The organism is Actinoplanes sp. NPDC026619 (assembly GCF_040638295.1).
Lineage (GTDB): Bacteria > Actinomycetota > Actinomycetes > Mycobacteriales > Micromonosporaceae > Actinoplanes.
The window spans coordinates 58,905-74,106 of sequence record NZ_JBEZYA010000032.1 but is presented as its reverse complement, the minus strand read 5'-3'; the positions used below and the strand labels follow the sequence as shown (position 1 = coordinate 74,106).

The 15,202-nt window shown below is 71.6% G+C and carries 17 protein-coding genes; 8 read left to right on the top strand and 9 right to left on the bottom strand.

Features of this window, described 5'->3' with window-relative positions; all coding sequences use genetic code 11:
* Window positions 1–139: 139 nt before the first annotated feature.
* The 7 genes from secA2 (at window position 140) to AB0E90_RS43420 (ending at window position 7,084) form a co-directional block, all read left to right on the top strand.
* A complete protein-coding gene (secA2, locus tag AB0E90_RS43450; RefSeq protein WP_360418192.1) occupies window positions 140–2,431 on the top strand; it encodes an accessory Sec system translocase SecA2 in 2,292 nt (763 codons plus the stop codon).
* Window positions 2,432–2,876: 445 nt separating this feature from the next.
* Entirely contained in the window at window positions 2,877–3,335 is a 459-nt protein-coding gene (locus tag AB0E90_RS43445) for a winged helix-turn-helix domain-containing protein (RefSeq protein WP_360418217.1), read from the top strand.
* Between the two features lie 11 nt (window positions 3,336–3,346).
* Window positions 3,347–3,979 carry a uridine kinase gene (locus AB0E90_RS43440; protein ID WP_360418191.1) on the top strand — a complete coding sequence of 211 codons (633 nt, stop codon included), beginning with the start codon at window positions 3,347–3,349 and terminating at the stop codon, window positions 3,977–3,979.
* A gap of 182 nt (window positions 3,980–4,161) precedes the next feature.
* Complete coding sequence (locus AB0E90_RS43435; RefSeq protein ID WP_360418190.1) at window positions 4,162–4,581, top strand: TraR/DksA C4-type zinc finger protein; 420 nt, start codon at window positions 4,162–4,164, stop codon at window positions 4,579–4,581.
* A gap of 68 nt (window positions 4,582–4,649) precedes the next feature.
* Entirely contained in the window at window positions 4,650–5,519 is an 870-nt protein-coding gene (locus AB0E90_RS43430; protein ID WP_360418189.1) for a DUF72 domain-containing protein, read from the top strand.
* Between the two features lie 77 nt (window positions 5,520–5,596).
* Entirely contained in the window at window positions 5,597–5,845 is a 249-nt protein-coding gene (locus AB0E90_RS43425; RefSeq protein WP_360418188.1) for a BatC protein, read from the top strand.
* Between the two features lie 9 nt (window positions 5,846–5,854).
* Window positions 5,855–7,084 carry a cupin domain-containing protein gene (locus AB0E90_RS43420; protein WP_360418187.1) on the top strand — a complete coding sequence of 410 codons (1,230 nt, stop codon included), beginning with the start codon at window positions 5,855–5,857 and terminating at the stop codon, window positions 7,082–7,084.
* Between the two features lie 91 nt (window positions 7,085–7,175).
* On the opposite strand, the gene AB0E90_RS43415 is transcribed toward AB0E90_RS43420, so the two are convergent.
* Genes AB0E90_RS43415 through AB0E90_RS43400 form a run of 4 tightly spaced genes read right to left on the bottom strand, consistent with a single transcriptional unit; the run spans window position 7,176 to window position 11,666 of the window.
* Window positions 7,176–7,874 (bottom strand): hypothetical protein, encoded by a 699-nt coding sequence (locus AB0E90_RS43415; protein ID WP_360418186.1) that lies wholly within the window; start codon window positions 7,872–7,874, stop codon window positions 7,176–7,178.
* On the bottom strand, window positions 7,871–10,504 hold the full coding sequence (locus AB0E90_RS43410; protein WP_360418185.1) for an FtsK/SpoIIIE domain-containing protein: 2,634 nt from the start codon (window positions 10,502–10,504) through the stop codon (window positions 7,871–7,873). Before AB0E90_RS43410 ends, AB0E90_RS43415 begins: the two co-directional genes overlap by 4 nt.
* A gap of 15 nt (window positions 10,505–10,519) precedes the next feature.
* Complete coding sequence (locus AB0E90_RS43405; RefSeq protein ID WP_360418184.1) at window positions 10,520–11,401, bottom strand: hypothetical protein; 882 nt, start codon at window positions 11,399–11,401, stop codon at window positions 10,520–10,522.
* Window positions 11,402–11,405: 4 nt separating this feature from the next.
* A complete protein-coding gene (locus AB0E90_RS43400; RefSeq protein ID WP_360418183.1) occupies window positions 11,406–11,666 on the bottom strand; it encodes a hypothetical protein in 261 nt (86 codons plus the stop codon).
* A 237-nt stretch (window positions 11,667–11,903) separates the two neighbouring features.
* Here AB0E90_RS43400 and AB0E90_RS43395 point away from each other — a divergent pair, with 237 nt between their 5' ends.
* On the top strand, window positions 11,904–12,848 hold the full coding sequence (locus AB0E90_RS43395) for a hypothetical protein (protein WP_360418182.1): 945 nt from the start codon (window positions 11,904–11,906) through the stop codon (window positions 12,846–12,848).
* Window positions 12,849–12,894: 46 nt separating this feature from the next.
* On the opposite strand, the gene AB0E90_RS43390 is transcribed toward AB0E90_RS43395, so the two are convergent.
* Genes AB0E90_RS43390 through AB0E90_RS43370 form a run of 5 tightly spaced genes read right to left on the bottom strand, consistent with a single transcriptional unit; the run spans window position 12,895 to window position 15,201 of the window.
* Complete coding sequence (locus AB0E90_RS43390; protein WP_360418181.1) at window positions 12,895–13,200, bottom strand: hypothetical protein; 306 nt, start codon at window positions 13,198–13,200, stop codon at window positions 12,895–12,897.
* A complete protein-coding gene (locus AB0E90_RS43385; protein WP_360418180.1) occupies window positions 13,197–13,403 on the bottom strand; it encodes a ribbon-helix-helix domain-containing protein in 207 nt (68 codons plus the stop codon). The genes AB0E90_RS43390 and AB0E90_RS43385 overlap by 4 nt, the downstream gene beginning before the upstream one ends.
* A 46-nt stretch (window positions 13,404–13,449) precedes the next feature.
* Entirely contained in the window at window positions 13,450–14,640 is a 1,191-nt protein-coding gene (locus AB0E90_RS43380; RefSeq protein ID WP_360418216.1) for an MFS transporter, read from the bottom strand.
* 36 nt (window positions 14,641–14,676) lie between these two features.
* On the bottom strand, window positions 14,677–14,811 hold the full coding sequence (locus AB0E90_RS43375) for a hypothetical protein (protein ID WP_360418179.1): 135 nt from the start codon (window positions 14,809–14,811) through the stop codon (window positions 14,677–14,679).
* Between the two features lie 9 nt (window positions 14,812–14,820).
* Window positions 14,821–15,201 carry a hypothetical protein gene (locus tag AB0E90_RS43370; protein ID WP_360418178.1) on the bottom strand — a complete coding sequence of 127 codons (381 nt, stop codon included), beginning with the start codon at window positions 15,199–15,201 and terminating at the stop codon, window positions 14,821–14,823.
* Window position 15,202: the final 1 nt, after the last annotated feature.

The following is a 15,202-nucleotide window of genomic DNA, read 5'->3' as shown; positions in this document are numbered from 1 at the left end:
CGTACGGACGCCGCCTCGTAGCCGAACCAGTGCCCGGCCACGCCCGGGGGCAAACGTCAGACCATCCGGCCGGCGAGCGGAACGAACCGGTAGGTGTCGCGCGCCACGCTTTCAGGTAAATGAAGTACCGTTTCGCGCCATGGGTGTGTCGCAGCGGCTGAAGAGCCGGTTCCGCAAGTTTCTGCAGCGTCCGGGCACAACGGTCGACCTGGCGCCGTTCCACAAGCGGCTCGCAGCGATCGAAGCTCGTGAGGAAGCGCTGCGCGAGCTCGATGACGAGGCGCTGACCGCGGCAGCCGCCGAGGCGAGCGACTACACCGAGATCTGCGCGGTGGGCCGCGAGGCGGCCTGGCGCGCGCTCGAGCAGAGGCCGTACGACGTGCAGCTGCTCGGCGCGATGGCGCTGCTCTCCGGGCAGGTCGCCGAGATGGCGACCGGTGAGGGCAAGACGCTGACCGCGACCATCGCGGCGTACGGGCATGTCCGGCTGGGCCACGGCCCGGTGCACGTGCTGACCGTCAACGACTATCTGGCCCGCCGCGACGCCGAGTGGATGCGGCCGGTCTACGAGCTGCTCGGTCTCACCGTCCGCTGGGTCACCGAGGCGGCCACGCCGGAGGAGCGCCGCGAGGCCTACCTCGCCGACGTCACCTACGTGTCGGTCTCCGAGGCCGGCTTCGACTACCTTCGCGACCAGCTGGTCACCGACATCGCCGACCGGGTGCAGCGCGAGCTGGCCACCGCGATCGTCGACGAGGCCGACTCGATCCTGATCGACGAGGCCCGGGTGCCGATGGTGCTGGCCGGTTCGACCGCGACCGAGAGCGACCCGGTGCACGACGCCGCCGAGCTGGTCCGCGATCTGCGCAACGGCAAGGACTACGAGGTGGCCGACGACGGCCGCAGCGTCGCCTTCACCGAGACCGGCCTGCAGCGGCTCGAGGAGAAGCTCGGCGGCATCGACCTCTACGCCGACGATCAGGTCGCCCAGCTGTCCGCGGTCAACGTGGCGCTGCACGCGCAGGCCCTGCTGCGCCGCGACGTCGACTACATCGTGCGCAACGGCGGGGTCGAGCTGATCGACGAGATGCGCGGCCGGGTCGCCCAGCGCCGCCGCTGGCCGGACGGCCTGCAGGCGGCCGTGGAGGCCAAGGAGGGGCTGACCGCCACCGCCGAGGGCGAGGTCCTCGACACGATCACCGTGCAGGCGTTCATCGCGCTCTACAAGACGGTCTGCGGCATGACCGCGACCGCGGTGCACGTCGGCGAGCAGCTTCGCGAATATTTCAAGCTCGAGGTCGCGGTCATCCCGTCGAACACGGAGAACATCCGGGAGGACGACGACGACCGCATCTTCTCGGCGCACGACACCCGCGACGAGGCCCTGGTCGAGGAGATCAAGCTGGCCCACGAGAAGGGCCGCCCGGTGCTGATCGGCACCCTCGACGTGAAGGCCTCCGAGCTGCTGGCCAAGCAGCTGGCCTCGGCGGGCGTGCCGTCGAACGTGCTGAACGCGAAGAACGACGCCGAGGAGGCGACCATCATCGCCGAGGCGGGCGCGCTCGGCGCGGTCACCGTCTCCACCCAGATGGCCGGCCGTGGCGTCGACATCCGCCTCGGCGGCTCCGACGAGGCCGACCGGGACGCGGTCGTCGAGCTGGGCGGCCTCTACGTGATCGGCGCGGGCCGGCACGACAGCCGTCGCGTCGACGACCAGCTGCGCGGCCGGGCCGGCCGGCAGGGTGACCCGGGCCGCTCGGTGTTCTTCGTCAGCCTCGAGGACGAGCTGGTCACCCGGCACGCCGGCGACGCGCTGCCGCCCTCGCCGCGGATGGACATGGACGGCGTGGTCCACGACGAACAGGTGGAATATGCGGTCGAGCACGCCCAGCGGGTCGCCGAGGGCGTCAACCACGAGATCCACCGCAACACGTGGCGCTACAGCGTCGTGATCGAGCAGCAGCGGATCGCCCTGGCCGAGCGCCGGGAGCGGCTGCTCACCTCCGAGGTCGCCACGATCATGCTGCTCGAGCAGTCGAAGGAGAAGGCCGAGGAGACCGACGAGGACGTCCTGTCCGACGCCGGCCGGGCGATCGCCCTGTTCCACCTCGACCGGCGCTGGGCCGAGCACCTGGCCGAGCTGAACGAGGTCCGCGAGGGTGTGCACCTGCGCGCTCTGGGCAAGCTGGACCCGCTGGACGAGTTCCACCGGGCCGCCGTCCCGGCCTTCCAGCAGCTGTTCACCGACATCGAGGCCCGCACCATCGAGACGTTCGAGGAGACCGACCTCTCCGACGGCTGGCAGCCCGAGCGCGCCGAGATCGTCCGGCCCAGCGCCACCTGGACCTATCTGGTGCACGACAACCCGTTCGGCTCCGAGTTGGACCGTCTGATCGCGTCCGTGGGCCGCCGCCTCACCGGCGCGAACTGAATCATTCCAGATCCCCGCGTAGCAAGGTTCTTGCTACGCGGGGATCCCTTTTTTACATTCACGTCTGCGGATTCGTGCAGATGTGGCACGTGTCTCAGCAATAACGCCGGTAGTTGCCTTGCGCCGCAAGTACCAGCGCTGTTGCCGTTAGCTAACCTTTAAGCAGGCTGACAGAATCTGTTCGCAGAATGCATTTCGGTGCGTCAAAGCTAAAGTGGAACGATTTTCCCACAGTGTGGTTGCTGTCTTGACCGGGCAACGGCCGTAGCGGAATTATTGCCGCGAATTTACGGAGCGTGATCGGTCCCATACGGTTACCGACCATGCAATTTCAGGGGGCTCTTTCACAATGCCGGTAAGCGCGCTGTCGCCTCGTGTCAACCGCCATGTCACAGGTCCGGGACGCGGTTCCGGACCACGCCGGCCCACCGACCCCTCATTGACCGTGACGGTCGCCATTCCACTCACCACCGACGCGCTCACCCCGCAGGCGCACCGGCTCATCGAGGCGGTCCGCGAGCTCGTCGAGATCAGCCAGGGCACGATCACGGTCGAGCCGGCCGGTCAGTTCCCGCTCGACCCCGAGCCCGGCCCGGCGGGTCCCGAGGTGCGCATGCTCACCTCGTCCCGGCAGGTGCTGCTCGACGGCGAGGCGCTGGCGCTGACCCGGCTCGAGTTCGACCTGCTGCTGTTCCTGGCCGAGCGGCCCCGCCGGGTCTTCACCCGCGGCCAGTTGCTGGCCGGCGTCTGGGGTTACGAGCACACCGGCGAGCGCACGGTCGACGTGCACGTCCGCCGGCTGCGGCTCAAGCTCGGCGGCGGCCTCCCGGTGATCACCACCGTCTACGGCGTGGGTTACCGCCTCTCCGACGACGCCCGCGTGGTGGTCCAGGCCAACGAGTAGCGTTGCCGGGCGTGCGCGTGCGTCCGGTGTCCGTAGAGGGTCTCGTCGATGAGCTGGCTTCCTACCTAGTGAGTCGGGAAGCTGACAGTTTGCGGCGGGTGGCTATCGACGGCTCCGCGGCAGCCGATCCGGGAGCGTTGGCGGACGCCCTGGTCGGGCCGCTGCGGCTGCGCGGCCGCCCGGCGGTCCGGGTGGACACCGCCGACTTCCTCCGCCCCGCCTCGCTGCGTCTGGAGCAGGGCCGCACCAACCCCGACTCGTTCTACGCCGGTTGGTTCGACGAGTCCGCCCTGGCGCGCGAGGTCCTCGGCCCGGCCGGCCCGGGCGGCAGCGGAAAGATCTTGACCAAATTCTGGAACGCCGGGACCGATCGAGCCGCTCGTGAGCCCTATCACCCGTTGCCGCCCGGCGCGGTCGTTCTGGTCAGCGGACCCCTCCTTCTGGGCGGCGGCCTCGACTTCGACTTCGCCGTGCATCTGGAGCTCTCACCGGCCGCGCTGCGCCGCCGCACCCCGTCCGACCAGGCATGGACCATCCCGGCCCTGGAGCGGTACGCCGACGAGGTCGACCCCGCCGCGTTCGCCGACATGGTCGTCCGCCTCGACGACCCCCGCCGTCCCGCGCTCGTCGTCTCACGTGAGTGAGAAGAGTTGGTGAAGCGAGTCTGTGGCGGAGTCGACCACTGACAGTTATGCTCCGGTTACTTTTTTCGGCGGAGGCCCGTTTGGGATCTTCGGCGGCGGGTACCGGGAGGCCCCACGGTGCGATGGGGCCGGCCCGCGGGGGGACCCGCCGGCAGGGGCAGATGAAGGGCAGGGGGAGCGGCATGCTCGTCAATGGAGCTGTGATCACGGGGAAGAGCGCCACCGCCAAAGGCCGGTCGGCCGAGGAGGTCGAGCAGATCCGGGCGATCCTCCGGGGCCGGTTCGACAGCCTGAACACCGAGTACGAGTCGGCAGTCGCGGAGAACCACAAGCTCCGGCTGGTCGAGATCGGCGACGCCGCCGGCGACGACCAGGCCGACAGCGGGTCCAAGACGGCCGAGCGCGACGCGGCCACGTCGCTGCTGCGCACCCTCCTCGACCGGCGCACGCAGGCGGAGCACGCCATGCAGCGGCTGGACGACGGCACCTACGGCAACTGCGAGGGTTGCTCCAACCCGATCCCGTGGGAGCGACTGGAGGTCTTCCCCTCGGCCACCACGTGCGTGCACTGCAAGTCGAACCGCGAGCGCCGGGCCGGCTGAGCCCACCGTCACACCGGGGTCCGCCGCGTGCCAGCGGCGGACCCGCCGTATCCCCAGGGGTGGTTGACGTGGGCGCGATCGAGGTCGGAACGGCCTCCTGGACCGACCGGACGCTGCTGGCGTCGGGGTGGTACCCGGCGTCCGCCGACGACCCGGAGAAACGGCTGGCCTATTACGCCAAGCAGTTCCCGGTGGTCGAGGTCGACTCGACCTATTACGGCCCGCCGGCCGAGCAGACCACGAAGTTGTGGGCGCAGCGCACGCCGGCCGGCTTCACTTTCAATATCAAGGCGTTCAGCCTGCTCACCGGTCATCCGACGAAGGTCTCGGCAATCTACAAGGACCTGCGCCCGCAGACCGACAAGAAAAACATCTATCCCGGCGATCTGCCGCCCTCGGCGTACGAGGAAGTCTGGAGCCGTTTTCTCTCGGCGCTGGACCCGTTGCAGGAGGCCGGGAAGCTCGGCGCCGTGCTTTTTCAATTTCCGCCGTGGTTCGGCATCCGCAAATCCAACAAGGAATACATGCTCGAGGTGGCGGCCCGGTGCAAGCCGCTGCGGCCGGTGTTCGAGCTGCGCAACTCCTCCTGGTTCGAGGGCGCGAACCGCAACGAGACCCTGGATTTCCTGCGCAATCACCGGCTGCCGTTCGTCTGCGTCGACATGCCGCAGGGCCACAAGTCGTCGGTCCCGCCGATCGTCGAGGCCACGGCCGACCTGGCGGTGGTCCGCTTCCACGGCCACAGCACCAAGTGGACGAGCAAGGACATCCACGAGAAGTTCGGCTACGAATATTCCGGCAAGGAACTCGCCGGCTGGGCGCCACAGCTCCGCGACCTGGCTGAGCACGCCGACAAGACGCAGGTCTTCATGAACAACTGCTACTCCGACTACGCCCAGCGCAACGCGTCCACGCTGATCGAACTGCTGGGGGAGTGACCCGGTCCGGCAGCAGGTTAGATGTGATCAAGCGGGGGTATGCCGAGGTCTCCACCGCAACAACGAAGGAGAACTCGATGTCACTCAGCGACGACGACATCACCACCGGCTCGGCCGCGGGCGGCGAAGGCCCGGCGGACGGCGGCGCGAACCCGGCCGGCCACGACGGCGGCGCGGACGGTTCCGCGGGCGAGGGCCCGGCGGACGGCGGCGCGAACCCGGCCGGCCACGACGGCGGCGCGGACGGCTCGGCCGGCGAAGGTCCGGCCGACGGCGGCGCGAACCCGGACGGGCACGACGGCGGCGCCGACGGCTCCGCGGCCTGAGGAAGCGACATGACGATCGAAGTGCCGGGCGGTCACCGCCCGGCACTCGCCCGGATAGTGAAGATCGAGCAGGACAAGTTCGCCGCCGCGCACTGGGGGCGGGCGCCGTTGCTGTGCCGGGCCGCCGACCCGGCCGGCTTCACCGACCTGCTTTCCCCCGACGCGGTCGACGAGCTATTGAGCCGCCGCGGCCTGCGCACCCCGTTCCTGCGGGTCGCCCAGGAGGGCAAAGTGCTTCCGGCGGCCCGGTTCACTGGCTCCGGCGGGGCCGGCGCGGAGATCAGCGACCAGGTCGTCGACGAAGAGGCGATGCGGTTGTACGCCGGTGGCGCCACCCTGGTCCTGCAGGGCCTGCACCGCATCTGGCCGCCACTGATCGACTACGCGCGCGAGCTCGGCGCCGAACTGCGCCGCCCGCTGCAGGTGAACGCGTACCTGACGCCCCCGGCCAGCCAGGGCTTCAGCACCCACTACGACACCCACGACGTGTTCGTGCTCCAGGTCGACGGCACCAAACGGTGGCGCATCCACGAGCCGGTCCTGGCCGACCCCCTGGAGAAGCAGCCGTGGGGCGGCCGCGCCGACGAGGTGGGCGCGACCGCGCAAGGGGAGCCCGCCCTGGACGTGGTTCTCGAGCCGGGCGACGCCCTCTACCTGCCGCGCGGCTGGCTGCACTCGGCCCAGGCTCAAGGCGCCAGGTCACTTCACCTGACCTTCGGCGTACGGGCCCTGACCCGGTACGCGATCGTGGAGGAGCTGCTCGCCATGGCCGCCCAGGACGCCCGGCTGCGCGCCACCCTGCCGTTCGGCCTCGACGTCGGCGAGCCCGACGCGATCGAGCCGGAACTGACCGAGACCGTCGAGGCCCTGCGCGACTGGCTGGCCGGCACCGCGCCGGCCGAGGTCGCCGAGCGTCTCGCCGCCCGGGACTGGCCGTCGGCCCGCCCCGAACCGGTCGCCCCGCTGCGGCAGCTCGACTTCGCCGACGCGCTCGGCCCGGCCGACACCATCACGGTGCGCGGCGGCCTGCGCTGGCGGATCGCCGAGGACGGCGCCGACCAGGTGGTGCTCCGGCTCACCGGCCGCACGCTGCGTTTTCCGGCGTACTGCGCGGCGGCGCTGCGTCAGGCCCTCGGCGGCGAGCCGACCCGGGTCGGCGACCTGTTGCTCGACGACGACGCGGACCGCCTGGTCCTGGCCCGGCGACTGCTCCGCGAAGCCCTGGTGGTTCCGGCCTGAGGCCAACCCCAAACCGGCCTGAGGCCAACCCCAAACCGGCCTGAGGCCAACCCCAAACCGGCCTGAGGCCAATCCCGAACCGGCCTGAGGCTCAGCCCATCCCGGCGGCGGCCAGAATCAGGCCGGCCGTCGCCAGGCCGGCCAGCAGCACGGTGACGACCGTCGACACGTCCAGCCCGACGGCGCGGCGGTCGGCGACCCGCTTGGCGGCCACCACCGCCAGGACCGGGCAGGCCAGCAGCACCACGAGCGCGACCACCGGCAGGGCGTCGCGCCAGGTGCCGGTCTGCGCGCCCTGCGCGTTCTGCCGCAGCACCCGGAACACGACCGACCCCACGATCCCGCTGACCAGGCCGAACACCGCGAACAGCGCCTTGGTCGCGGCGTTCAGCGGCCGGGCCGGCGCGGTGTATTTCACCTTGGTGGCGACCTCGTCCAGGTAATCGGTCGCGTCCTTCTCGCCGCGTTGCCGCGGGATCACCGCCGGCGGCTTGCCGCGGCCGTAGCGTTCGGCCACCGCCCCGACCTTGTGCACGTAGTCCGCCCACAAGCCGGCCGCCCGGGCGTCGACCGTCTCGAGGGTGCGCTGCGCCTCGGCGGCATCCAGCCGCGCCGCCTTCAACGCCTCGTCGGCCTTGCGGACCGCCTCGTCGGCGGCCTGGATCCGGCCGTCGTGCCAGCGCACCGCTTCGGCGCGCAGGTTGGCCGCCTCCTCGTCCAGCGTGGTCAGCCGCCGCAGCACGCTGCGGTAGTCGGCGGTGTCGAAATCGGCCGGGCGTACGTCGCTCATAGTTGTCCATAAGGGATGATCACTTCGGCGCCTCGATGCACCGAGCGGTCGAAATGCAGCGCCCGCCACGGCCGCGGGTACCACACGGGCGCGCCGGCGCCCGGGTAGTACGGGGCCAGCTCGCTGCCGTGCACGTCCAGGGCGACCCAGGCGCCGATCGGATCGGTCCGCGACGCGTGCCCGCCGAGCGCGTCACGCAGCAGCCCCGCCCCGCGCCACCAGCCCAGCACGTGGATACGCCGCTCCGGCCCCTGCCGCAGGATGGTGCGCAGTTGGTCGGCGACGACCTTGCCGCCGGGCAGCGCATCCGCCGCGTACACCATCAGGAAATGCGGCCGGTCGGCCGGCCACGACGCCGAAGCCTCGCTGGCGGCGTCCTCCAGGAGCCAGTCGGCGTTGTCCGCCCAGAACAGGCCGCAGTCCGGCAGTTCGGCACAGAGCGCCTCGGCGGCCGGGGCGGCGTCCTGGTCGAGGCAGAGGATCGAGAAGCGGGCGCCCTCCGGCGGGAACTGAGCCGCGAGCGACACCCCGGCGGTCGCCATGATCGCGCACGCCTCCTCGGTCCGGGTGCCGAGGATCGCCAGGTTGCGGCCGGGCGCGCGGCGCAGCACCGTCCGCGCCGACCGGGCGGCCACGTCGATCGTCTCGCCGAGCAGCACCACCGGCGCCGACGTGCCCTCCAGCGGCGCGAGCCGCTGATAGTCCGGGCTGTCGGACAGGTGCGGGATCACGTCACCGTCGAACAGCCGCGGCGGGCCCTGCCCCTCCGGGCGTTTGCGCCACAGCCGGTGCTGCAGGGCGTTCCACCGGTCACGATCGCCGGCCGCCGGCACCCGCACGATTTTGTTGGCCTCGATCGACCCCGAGTCCGCGTTGACCACGGCGTGGTAGCGCGGCAGCGACTCGGCGGCGGTGTTCGTCTCGGCCAGCACGCGCCGGGCGCGAGGGAGCGCGATCCGCAGCGAGAACTGGGCGACCAGCGCCGGCCGCCCCCACAGCGCCTCGATGCCGGAGACGTCCTGCGACGCCAGGATCATGTGGATGCCCTGCGAGCGGCCCCGCCGGGCCAGGTCCTCTAGCAGGTCGACAGCCTCGGTGGCGACCGCGTCGCGGCCCGAGAGCAGCACCTGGAACTCGTCGACGACGGCCACGATCCGCGGCCAGTCCCCATCAGGGTCCTCGGCGCGCAGCTCGGCCAGGTTGGTCACCTCGTGCCGTTTCGCGGCGTCGGCCCGCCGTCGCAGCTCCTCACCGAGGAACCGCATCAGCGCCAGCCCGAACTCACGGTCCGTGTTGACGTTGACGCCGACGAGCTTCACGTGTGGCAGCCAGCTCGGGTCCCGCCGCCCCGGCGCGAACCGCGCGAACGACACCCCCTCCTTGAAGTCCAGCAGGTAGAAAGCCAGTTCGTCGGGGGAGTAGCGAGCCGCGAGCGCGCCCATCCACGCGTAGATCAGGTTGGTCTTGCCGGTGCCCGACGGCCCGGCGATCAGCGCATGCGGCGGATAATCGCTCAGCGTCACGGTCACCGGAACACCCTGCGGCCCGTCGCCGAGCGGCGCCGACAACCCGGTCGCCGCGCTCTCCGTCCACAACTCGGCCGGCAGCAGGCTGTCCAGCGCCACCGGTGCGGGCCCGGCGGCAACAGCTTCGGCGATCCGGCGACAGGCCGCGGCGACAACCGGCTGCGGCGGACCACCATCCAGCCGTACGGGTAGAGCACCCGCGCTGCTGATATGCGCGTTGTCGCCCGGCTGGGCCGTGATGAACTCGATGCCCGGCCCCGGCTGCATCGGCATCCCCTGGATGACCAGGTGCACGCCGGCCGCGGCGCCGGTGCGCAGCAGCCGCTGCATCTGGGTCTGCTCCGCCCGGCTCAACTCGCCCACGCCGAGCAGCACCGCCACCCGCCACGGCTCCGGCCGCCGGTGGGTCGCCGCCGCCAGCTCCCGCAACGAGGTGTACTCCCCGGCCAGGACCGTCTCGTTGATCCGCCGCACGTGGTCGACCAGATCGTCGAGCAGCGAGCCGAGCTCGCCCGGCCCGGTGAACCGCAGCACCCCGGCCGGCGCCAGGCTGGCGAACCGGGCCAGCCCACCACCCAGGTGGTCCGGGTCGTGCCCGAACAGTTGCAGCGATCCGGGCGCGGCCGTGCCCAGCGCCCGCAGCAGCAGCCCGGCGACCACCTCGTCGCCGATGGCCCGATCGCCGCGCACCACGACGTGGCCGTGGTCGAGCAGCGGGACGAGGGCCGGGACGTCCTCCGGATGCGGCAGCAGCAGCCGGCCGACCCGCAGTTCGGCCGCGGTGTCCAGCGGCGAGACCTGCCAGTCGTCCCACGGATCACCGGCGGCGCCGGGAGCAGCCCGGTCGGCGGCGCCCGCGGCGGCCTCGGCGTACGCGGACAGGTTTCTCCTGCTCTGCTCGTCGATCTCGAGAAGCCGCTGGTCGCGCGCCTCGGCCACGTTGTGCCGGCGCTCGATCGCGGCCTGCACGACCCGCTCCCGGCGGGCGACCGCCGACTCGTAGGCGACGCGGGCGGCGGCCAGCGCGTTCTCGGCCGCGCCGAGAGCGTGCGAGAGCCCGGCCCGGATGTCCATGACTTGCTGCGTGGTCGACGACTCAGACATGGGCTATCAACGTTCTCATCGGGCGTCGGCGGCCTCGGGGCGGCGCAACGGTTCGGGGGCGTTCGGGTCGAGCGTGTTGGCGTCGCGGCCGAGACGGGCCAGGAGCACGCCGGTGAGCACGCCCGCCGTGACAGCGTTGTCGGCGGGATGCCCGGATTGCCCCTGCTGAGCGACCGGCACCCGGCAGATCCGGGCGATCAGGGTGTCGAGCACCGCCGGCGAGGTGCCCGGCAGCAGCGACCGCACCCGCCCCGCAGCCGCCGACCGCAGCCGCTCGACATCCTCCGGCCGCGGTTCGTGCCCGAGCAGATCACCGGCCAGTCGATGCAGCACGGCCGGGGTCACCGCGGACAGCGCCAGCCCGGTCGCGGCCGACGCCGCATGCAGTTCGCGGCCCAGGCGTGCCTTGTCCCCGGCCCGCACCCCGCTCGCGACCCGGCGCAACAGCTCGGCCGTGTCCGCCTGCGGCTGGTCCTTGTCGTTCACCTCGGGCGCGTCCTCGCCGGTCAGCTGGGCGATCCGCTGATGCCACCAGGGGCCCAGCTTCTCGCCCTCGGGCTTCGCGTCCTCCGGCTTCTCCGGCTTGACCTCCGGGCGCTCAAGCCCGGCCTTCCAGTCCGAGTCGGGCGGCGCGGCCGCGTCGCCGGTCAGCCCGACCTGCGTCAGATAGGTGGCGATGGCGTCCTGGGCGATCCGCAGCGCCGCGGCGGCCCGTTCGGCATGCTCGGTGGCGTTGCCCAGCTGCGGCACGCCGACCGGGTCGATCGAGGTCTCCCGAACCCACATCAGGATCTCGGTGGCGCTGCGCAGCTTTTCCATCGCGGCCGTCACCAGGCCGGTGGGCAGCTCGTCGGAGGTGGCGCGAAGCTGGGCGCCGAGCTCTTGGATCAGCGACATCGCGTCAGAGCATCGCCGTGTAGTTTTGCGCCTGCTCCACCGCCAGAGCGGTGGCACCCAGACACTCTTCCAGCGACTGGTCGGCCTGCGACAGCGACCCGTGCGCCGCGCCGACCGCATCGCTCCCGCTGCCGTCGAGCGCCGCGGCCAGGCTCTGCTGCGCCTCGCCGAGCTTCTCCCGGGCCGCCTGGATCGCCGCTTGCCCCTCGCTGACCTGCTGGAGCGCGGCATCCACGGCGGCTTTGACCTCGGCGACACTGGCCACCCGTGCAGCCTCCTGCTGTGCGGAACCCGACTTGCACCCTCAGCCTACTGCCCCCTTCCTGCCTCGCTGTCCGCGCACGCCCGTTTTCGCAAACCCAGGGAGAGCGCTTGCCCGAAGCATCGTCCCCGACCTCCGCCTTAGCCCTCAGCTGTCCAAGATCTGACTACTGAGTGAACAGGAATGAATCCGGTGTGCGACGAGGTGTCATCCTCGGAGGCGACAGAAGGGCGTTCCGCCATGGGGTTCTTCCGCGAGTTCAACGACCCTCCCGACCCGTTCGAGCCGCTCGCCTCGTTCCGCGACGACGACCCGCCCGAGTGGGAGTCCTCCTCCGTGCAAGCGGTCGCGCCCGAGGGCTGGGGCGCCGACGACTTCGAGCCCGACATCGACGACGATCTCCCGCTCGGCCGGCCGGACGGTCTTCCCGACCCCTTCGACGACGGGGACCGACTCGGACTCTCCGAGGAACCGGAGGGCCTGTTGCTTGCGGAGCCGGTGGTTGTCTCCGACTCCGTGGGCCCGCGCGAGATCGGCGAGGCTCAGGCGGACCGGATGCGCTGGGGCGAGCTGCCGGAGGGGCCGGAAAGCGAGGGTCCCTGGGCGGTGTTCTTCGAGAAAGCGGTGCAGACGGCGGTCTGGCGAGTGGCCGAACGTGTGGTCGACAGCGTCGTGCCGGGCGCGGGCGTGCTGGTCCGCGTCGCCTACTTCATCGCGAAGTATCAGGCGGTGCTCGCCGCTCTGAACGACGGTCGCGGGGCTGAGTTCCAGGTGGGGGTGGCCGAAGCCGGTGACCTGAGCCTGGGCTTCCGGATCCGGCTCGGCGCCGACGACAGCGGTCCGCTGCCCCGATTCGGCGCTCTGGTCGAGCTCAACCTGATGGACCAGCTCGACCAGGGCGACGCTGACGCGGAAGCCGCCCGCACCGTGCTCGTGGCGGTGACCGAGCCGAGCGATCCGTGGGCCGGCCTCATCGAGATGTTCGGCGACGCCGCCGTCCGTGATCATGGCCTCGTCCTGTCGCGGGCCGCATCGGTGCCGGCTGCCGGGTGGACCGACTTGATCACGAAACTGCGCCGCCGGTGGGTGCAGGTCCGGATAACTCTCGACCAGAAGACCGGCGAGGCGGTCGTCACGGTCGTCGACGGCTACGGCAGCAAGCAGGAACGAATCCCGCTCCGCTGATCGTCGGTCCGTACGCGAGTGAAGCCGGCGGGCCGAGAAATGTGGACTAAAGCGCGAGCAGGCGGCGCAGCCCCTGATCGACCTTGGCGGCGAGCGCGGTGTTGATGCGGCCGTGCCGGTGGCCGAAGGCAGCCGGCACGGCGAACCTGACCCGGGTCAGGTCGATGGTGCCGCCACCGCCGAGATCGCCGGGCAGCGGCAGGAGGATGCCGGGCACGTCGCCGTCGGCGCGGTCGTGGATCAACACGATGATGGGATAGGCGCGCGTGAACGTGTCGGCGCTCACGACCAGGACCCGGATCCGCCGGCTGCCGAGGGTGTAGTCGACGACGTCGCCGCGCTTCGAGATCACCACTCGGCGTTGAAGTCGGTGAAGACCTCAGCGTCCGGGCCGGTGAGGGACGCGTGCCAGGCGGCCGCGTCCGCGACGGCGCGGCGATCCAGGTAATCCCGGATGGCCTCGGCCACGAAGGCGGATCGATTGCTGCCGGCGACCGCGTTGTTGAGCTCGGCGCCCAGCTCGTCATCGAGTGTGATCGAGATGCTCACCGTCATACGGCCGACACTACCATCGGCACCATCAGAAACACTGCTCCCGACCCTATGCGCGATCCGATGACGGACCGCATTGTCGGTGGGCGGTGACGGCCATCGCGGCTATCGCCAGGAGGCCGGCCAGCGGGGCGAAGGTGAAACCGGTGCGGATCGTCGCATCGGTCAAGGGGCCGGCTATCGCGGCGCCGGTGGCGCTGCCGACCGTGAAGGCGGTGAAGATCCAGGCGAACGCCTCGACCGCGGTTCCCGGTGGGGCCAGGCGGTCGGCGGCCAGGAAGGCGGCGGTCAGCAGCGGGGGCAGGCCGAAGCCGCTCACGAACTGACAGGCGAACATCGCGGCCGGCGCCGGGACCAGCAGCAGCGGCAGGTAACCCACGGTGAAGCAGGCGGCCAGCAGCGGGAGGCGGCGCAGGGTCCCGGGGCGGGCGCGGGTGTAGAGCAGCCCGCTGACCAGGGCGCCCAGGGCCTGGAACGCCAGCAGCCAGCCGGTCAGGCCGCGGTCGCCGGAGGCCTCCGCGTAACCGGTCAGGACCACCGGGATGCTGCCGACCGCGGCGCCCACGCAGGCGATGCCGGCGATCAGGGTGACCAGCCGGGACGAGCGGAGCGGGCCGGCCCAGTGCCGGTGGCCGGCGGGTTCGCCGCGCCAGTGGCGCACGGTGGGGGCGGCCACGAAGGCGGCCACGCCGGCCAGTTGCAGGACGGCGGCGGTGATCAGGCCGGTCGCCGGGCCGGCGACCGCCACGGCGGCCAGGGTCACCAGCGGGCCGACCACGAAGATCACCTCTTGCAGGGCGATGTCCAGGGAGTACGCCGCGGTGACGTCGGCCGGTGGCACCAGGTGCGGCCACAGCGCGCGCAGGCAGGCCTCCAGCGGAGGCGTGCCCATGCCGGCCAGGAACGCGCCGGTCACCAGCAGGGCGGGGCGGCCGCCGCTCAGGGCGGCCAGCACGTATCCGACCGCCGACAACGCCGACGAGCCGTAGAGCACGGGTGGCTGGCGCCAGCGGTCCACGGCGCGGGCGAGCAGCGGCGCCGTGACGGCCATGCCGGCCGTGAACACCGCCACCACGATGCCGGAGACAGCGAGGCTGACCGACTGGCGGGCGAACAGCAGCAGGGCGAGGGGCGCGGCCGCGGTGGGCAGCCGGCCCACCTGGCTGGCGATCAGGACGAGCGGCACGTGCGGGGCGCGCAGGACGGCAGAAACGGCAGGCATCAGGAACATCGCTCCCAGCGATGAGAAGGAAAGGAGAAGGCCGCGCTGAGGCGGTCAGGGAGCGAAGTCGCCGCGGTCGTGGTCGTTGCCGTAGAGCGGCAGATCGGGCGTGACCCAGCGGGCGAGCACCAGCAGGGCCGCCGCCGAGGCGCGGCGAGCCCCGGAGACGGGGGCGGCCGGGGCGATCATCGGCACAGCTTAACGGCGGGGGACCGCCGAGGGACCCCGCACCTCGGCGCCCAGCGCCTGGACGCGATCGCGTAGGGCTCGGTCGGCCGTGACGACCACGATTCGGCGGTCGCGGCTCGAATCCCGTACCAAATCCACGATCTTGTCGTCGCCGGAATGCGGCGCCCGGGCCACCGTGACGCCGCTCTCAGCCTGCGGGATGTCCTTGGCCTTTCCTTCGACCACCAGCGTGACCTCGACCGGGCCGGGCAGCTCCGGGAGGCCGGCCGGGATGACCGCCGCAAGGGCATCACGCAGGCGAATTGCCGCTGCCGCGCGGTCTCGCCACCAGCCGTCGGGGGCGGATCCGACGACGTTGGCCCCGTCGACGATCACCAGAGGTACGGTCATG

What these genes read in the sequence shown, in the direction of transcription:
- AB0E90_RS43370 (WP_360418178.1), bottom strand. Translation starts at nt 15,201, where the DNA reads ATGACCGTACCTCTGGTGATCGTCGACGGGGCCAACGTCGTCGGATCC.
- AB0E90_RS43375 (WP_360418179.1), bottom strand. Translation starts at nt 14,811, where the DNA reads ATGATCGCCCCGGCCGCCCCCGTCTCCGGGGCTCGCCGCGCCTCGGCG.
- AB0E90_RS43410 (WP_360418185.1), bottom strand. Translation starts at nt 10,504, where the DNA reads ATGTCTGAGTCGTCGACCACGCAGCAAGTCATGGACATCCGGGCCGGG.
- AB0E90_RS43425 (WP_360418188.1), top strand. Translation starts at nt 5,597, where the DNA reads ATGTCACTCAGCGACGACGACATCACCACCGGCTCGGCCGCGGGCGGC.
- secA2 (WP_360418192.1), top strand. Translation starts at nt 140, where the DNA reads ATGGGTGTGTCGCAGCGGCTGAAGAGCCGGTTCCGCAAGTTTCTGCAG.
- AB0E90_RS43435 (WP_360418190.1), top strand. Translation starts at nt 4,162, where the DNA reads ATGCTCGTCAATGGAGCTGTGATCACGGGGAAGAGCGCCACCGCCAAA.
- AB0E90_RS43420 (WP_360418187.1), top strand. Translation starts at nt 5,855, where the DNA reads ATGACGATCGAAGTGCCGGGCGGTCACCGCCCGGCACTCGCCCGGATA.
- AB0E90_RS43405 (WP_360418184.1), bottom strand. Translation starts at nt 11,401, where the DNA reads ATGTCGCTGATCCAAGAGCTCGGCGCCCAGCTTCGCGCCACCTCCGAC.
- AB0E90_RS43385 (WP_360418180.1), bottom strand. Translation starts at nt 13,403, where the DNA reads ATGACGGTGAGCATCTCGATCACACTCGATGACGAGCTGGGCGCCGAG.
- AB0E90_RS43415 (WP_360418186.1), bottom strand. Translation starts at nt 7,874, where the DNA reads ATGAGCGACGTACGCCCGGCCGATTTCGACACCGCCGACTACCGCAGC.
- AB0E90_RS43395 (WP_360418182.1), top strand. Translation starts at nt 11,904, where the DNA reads ATGGGGTTCTTCCGCGAGTTCAACGACCCTCCCGACCCGTTCGAGCCG.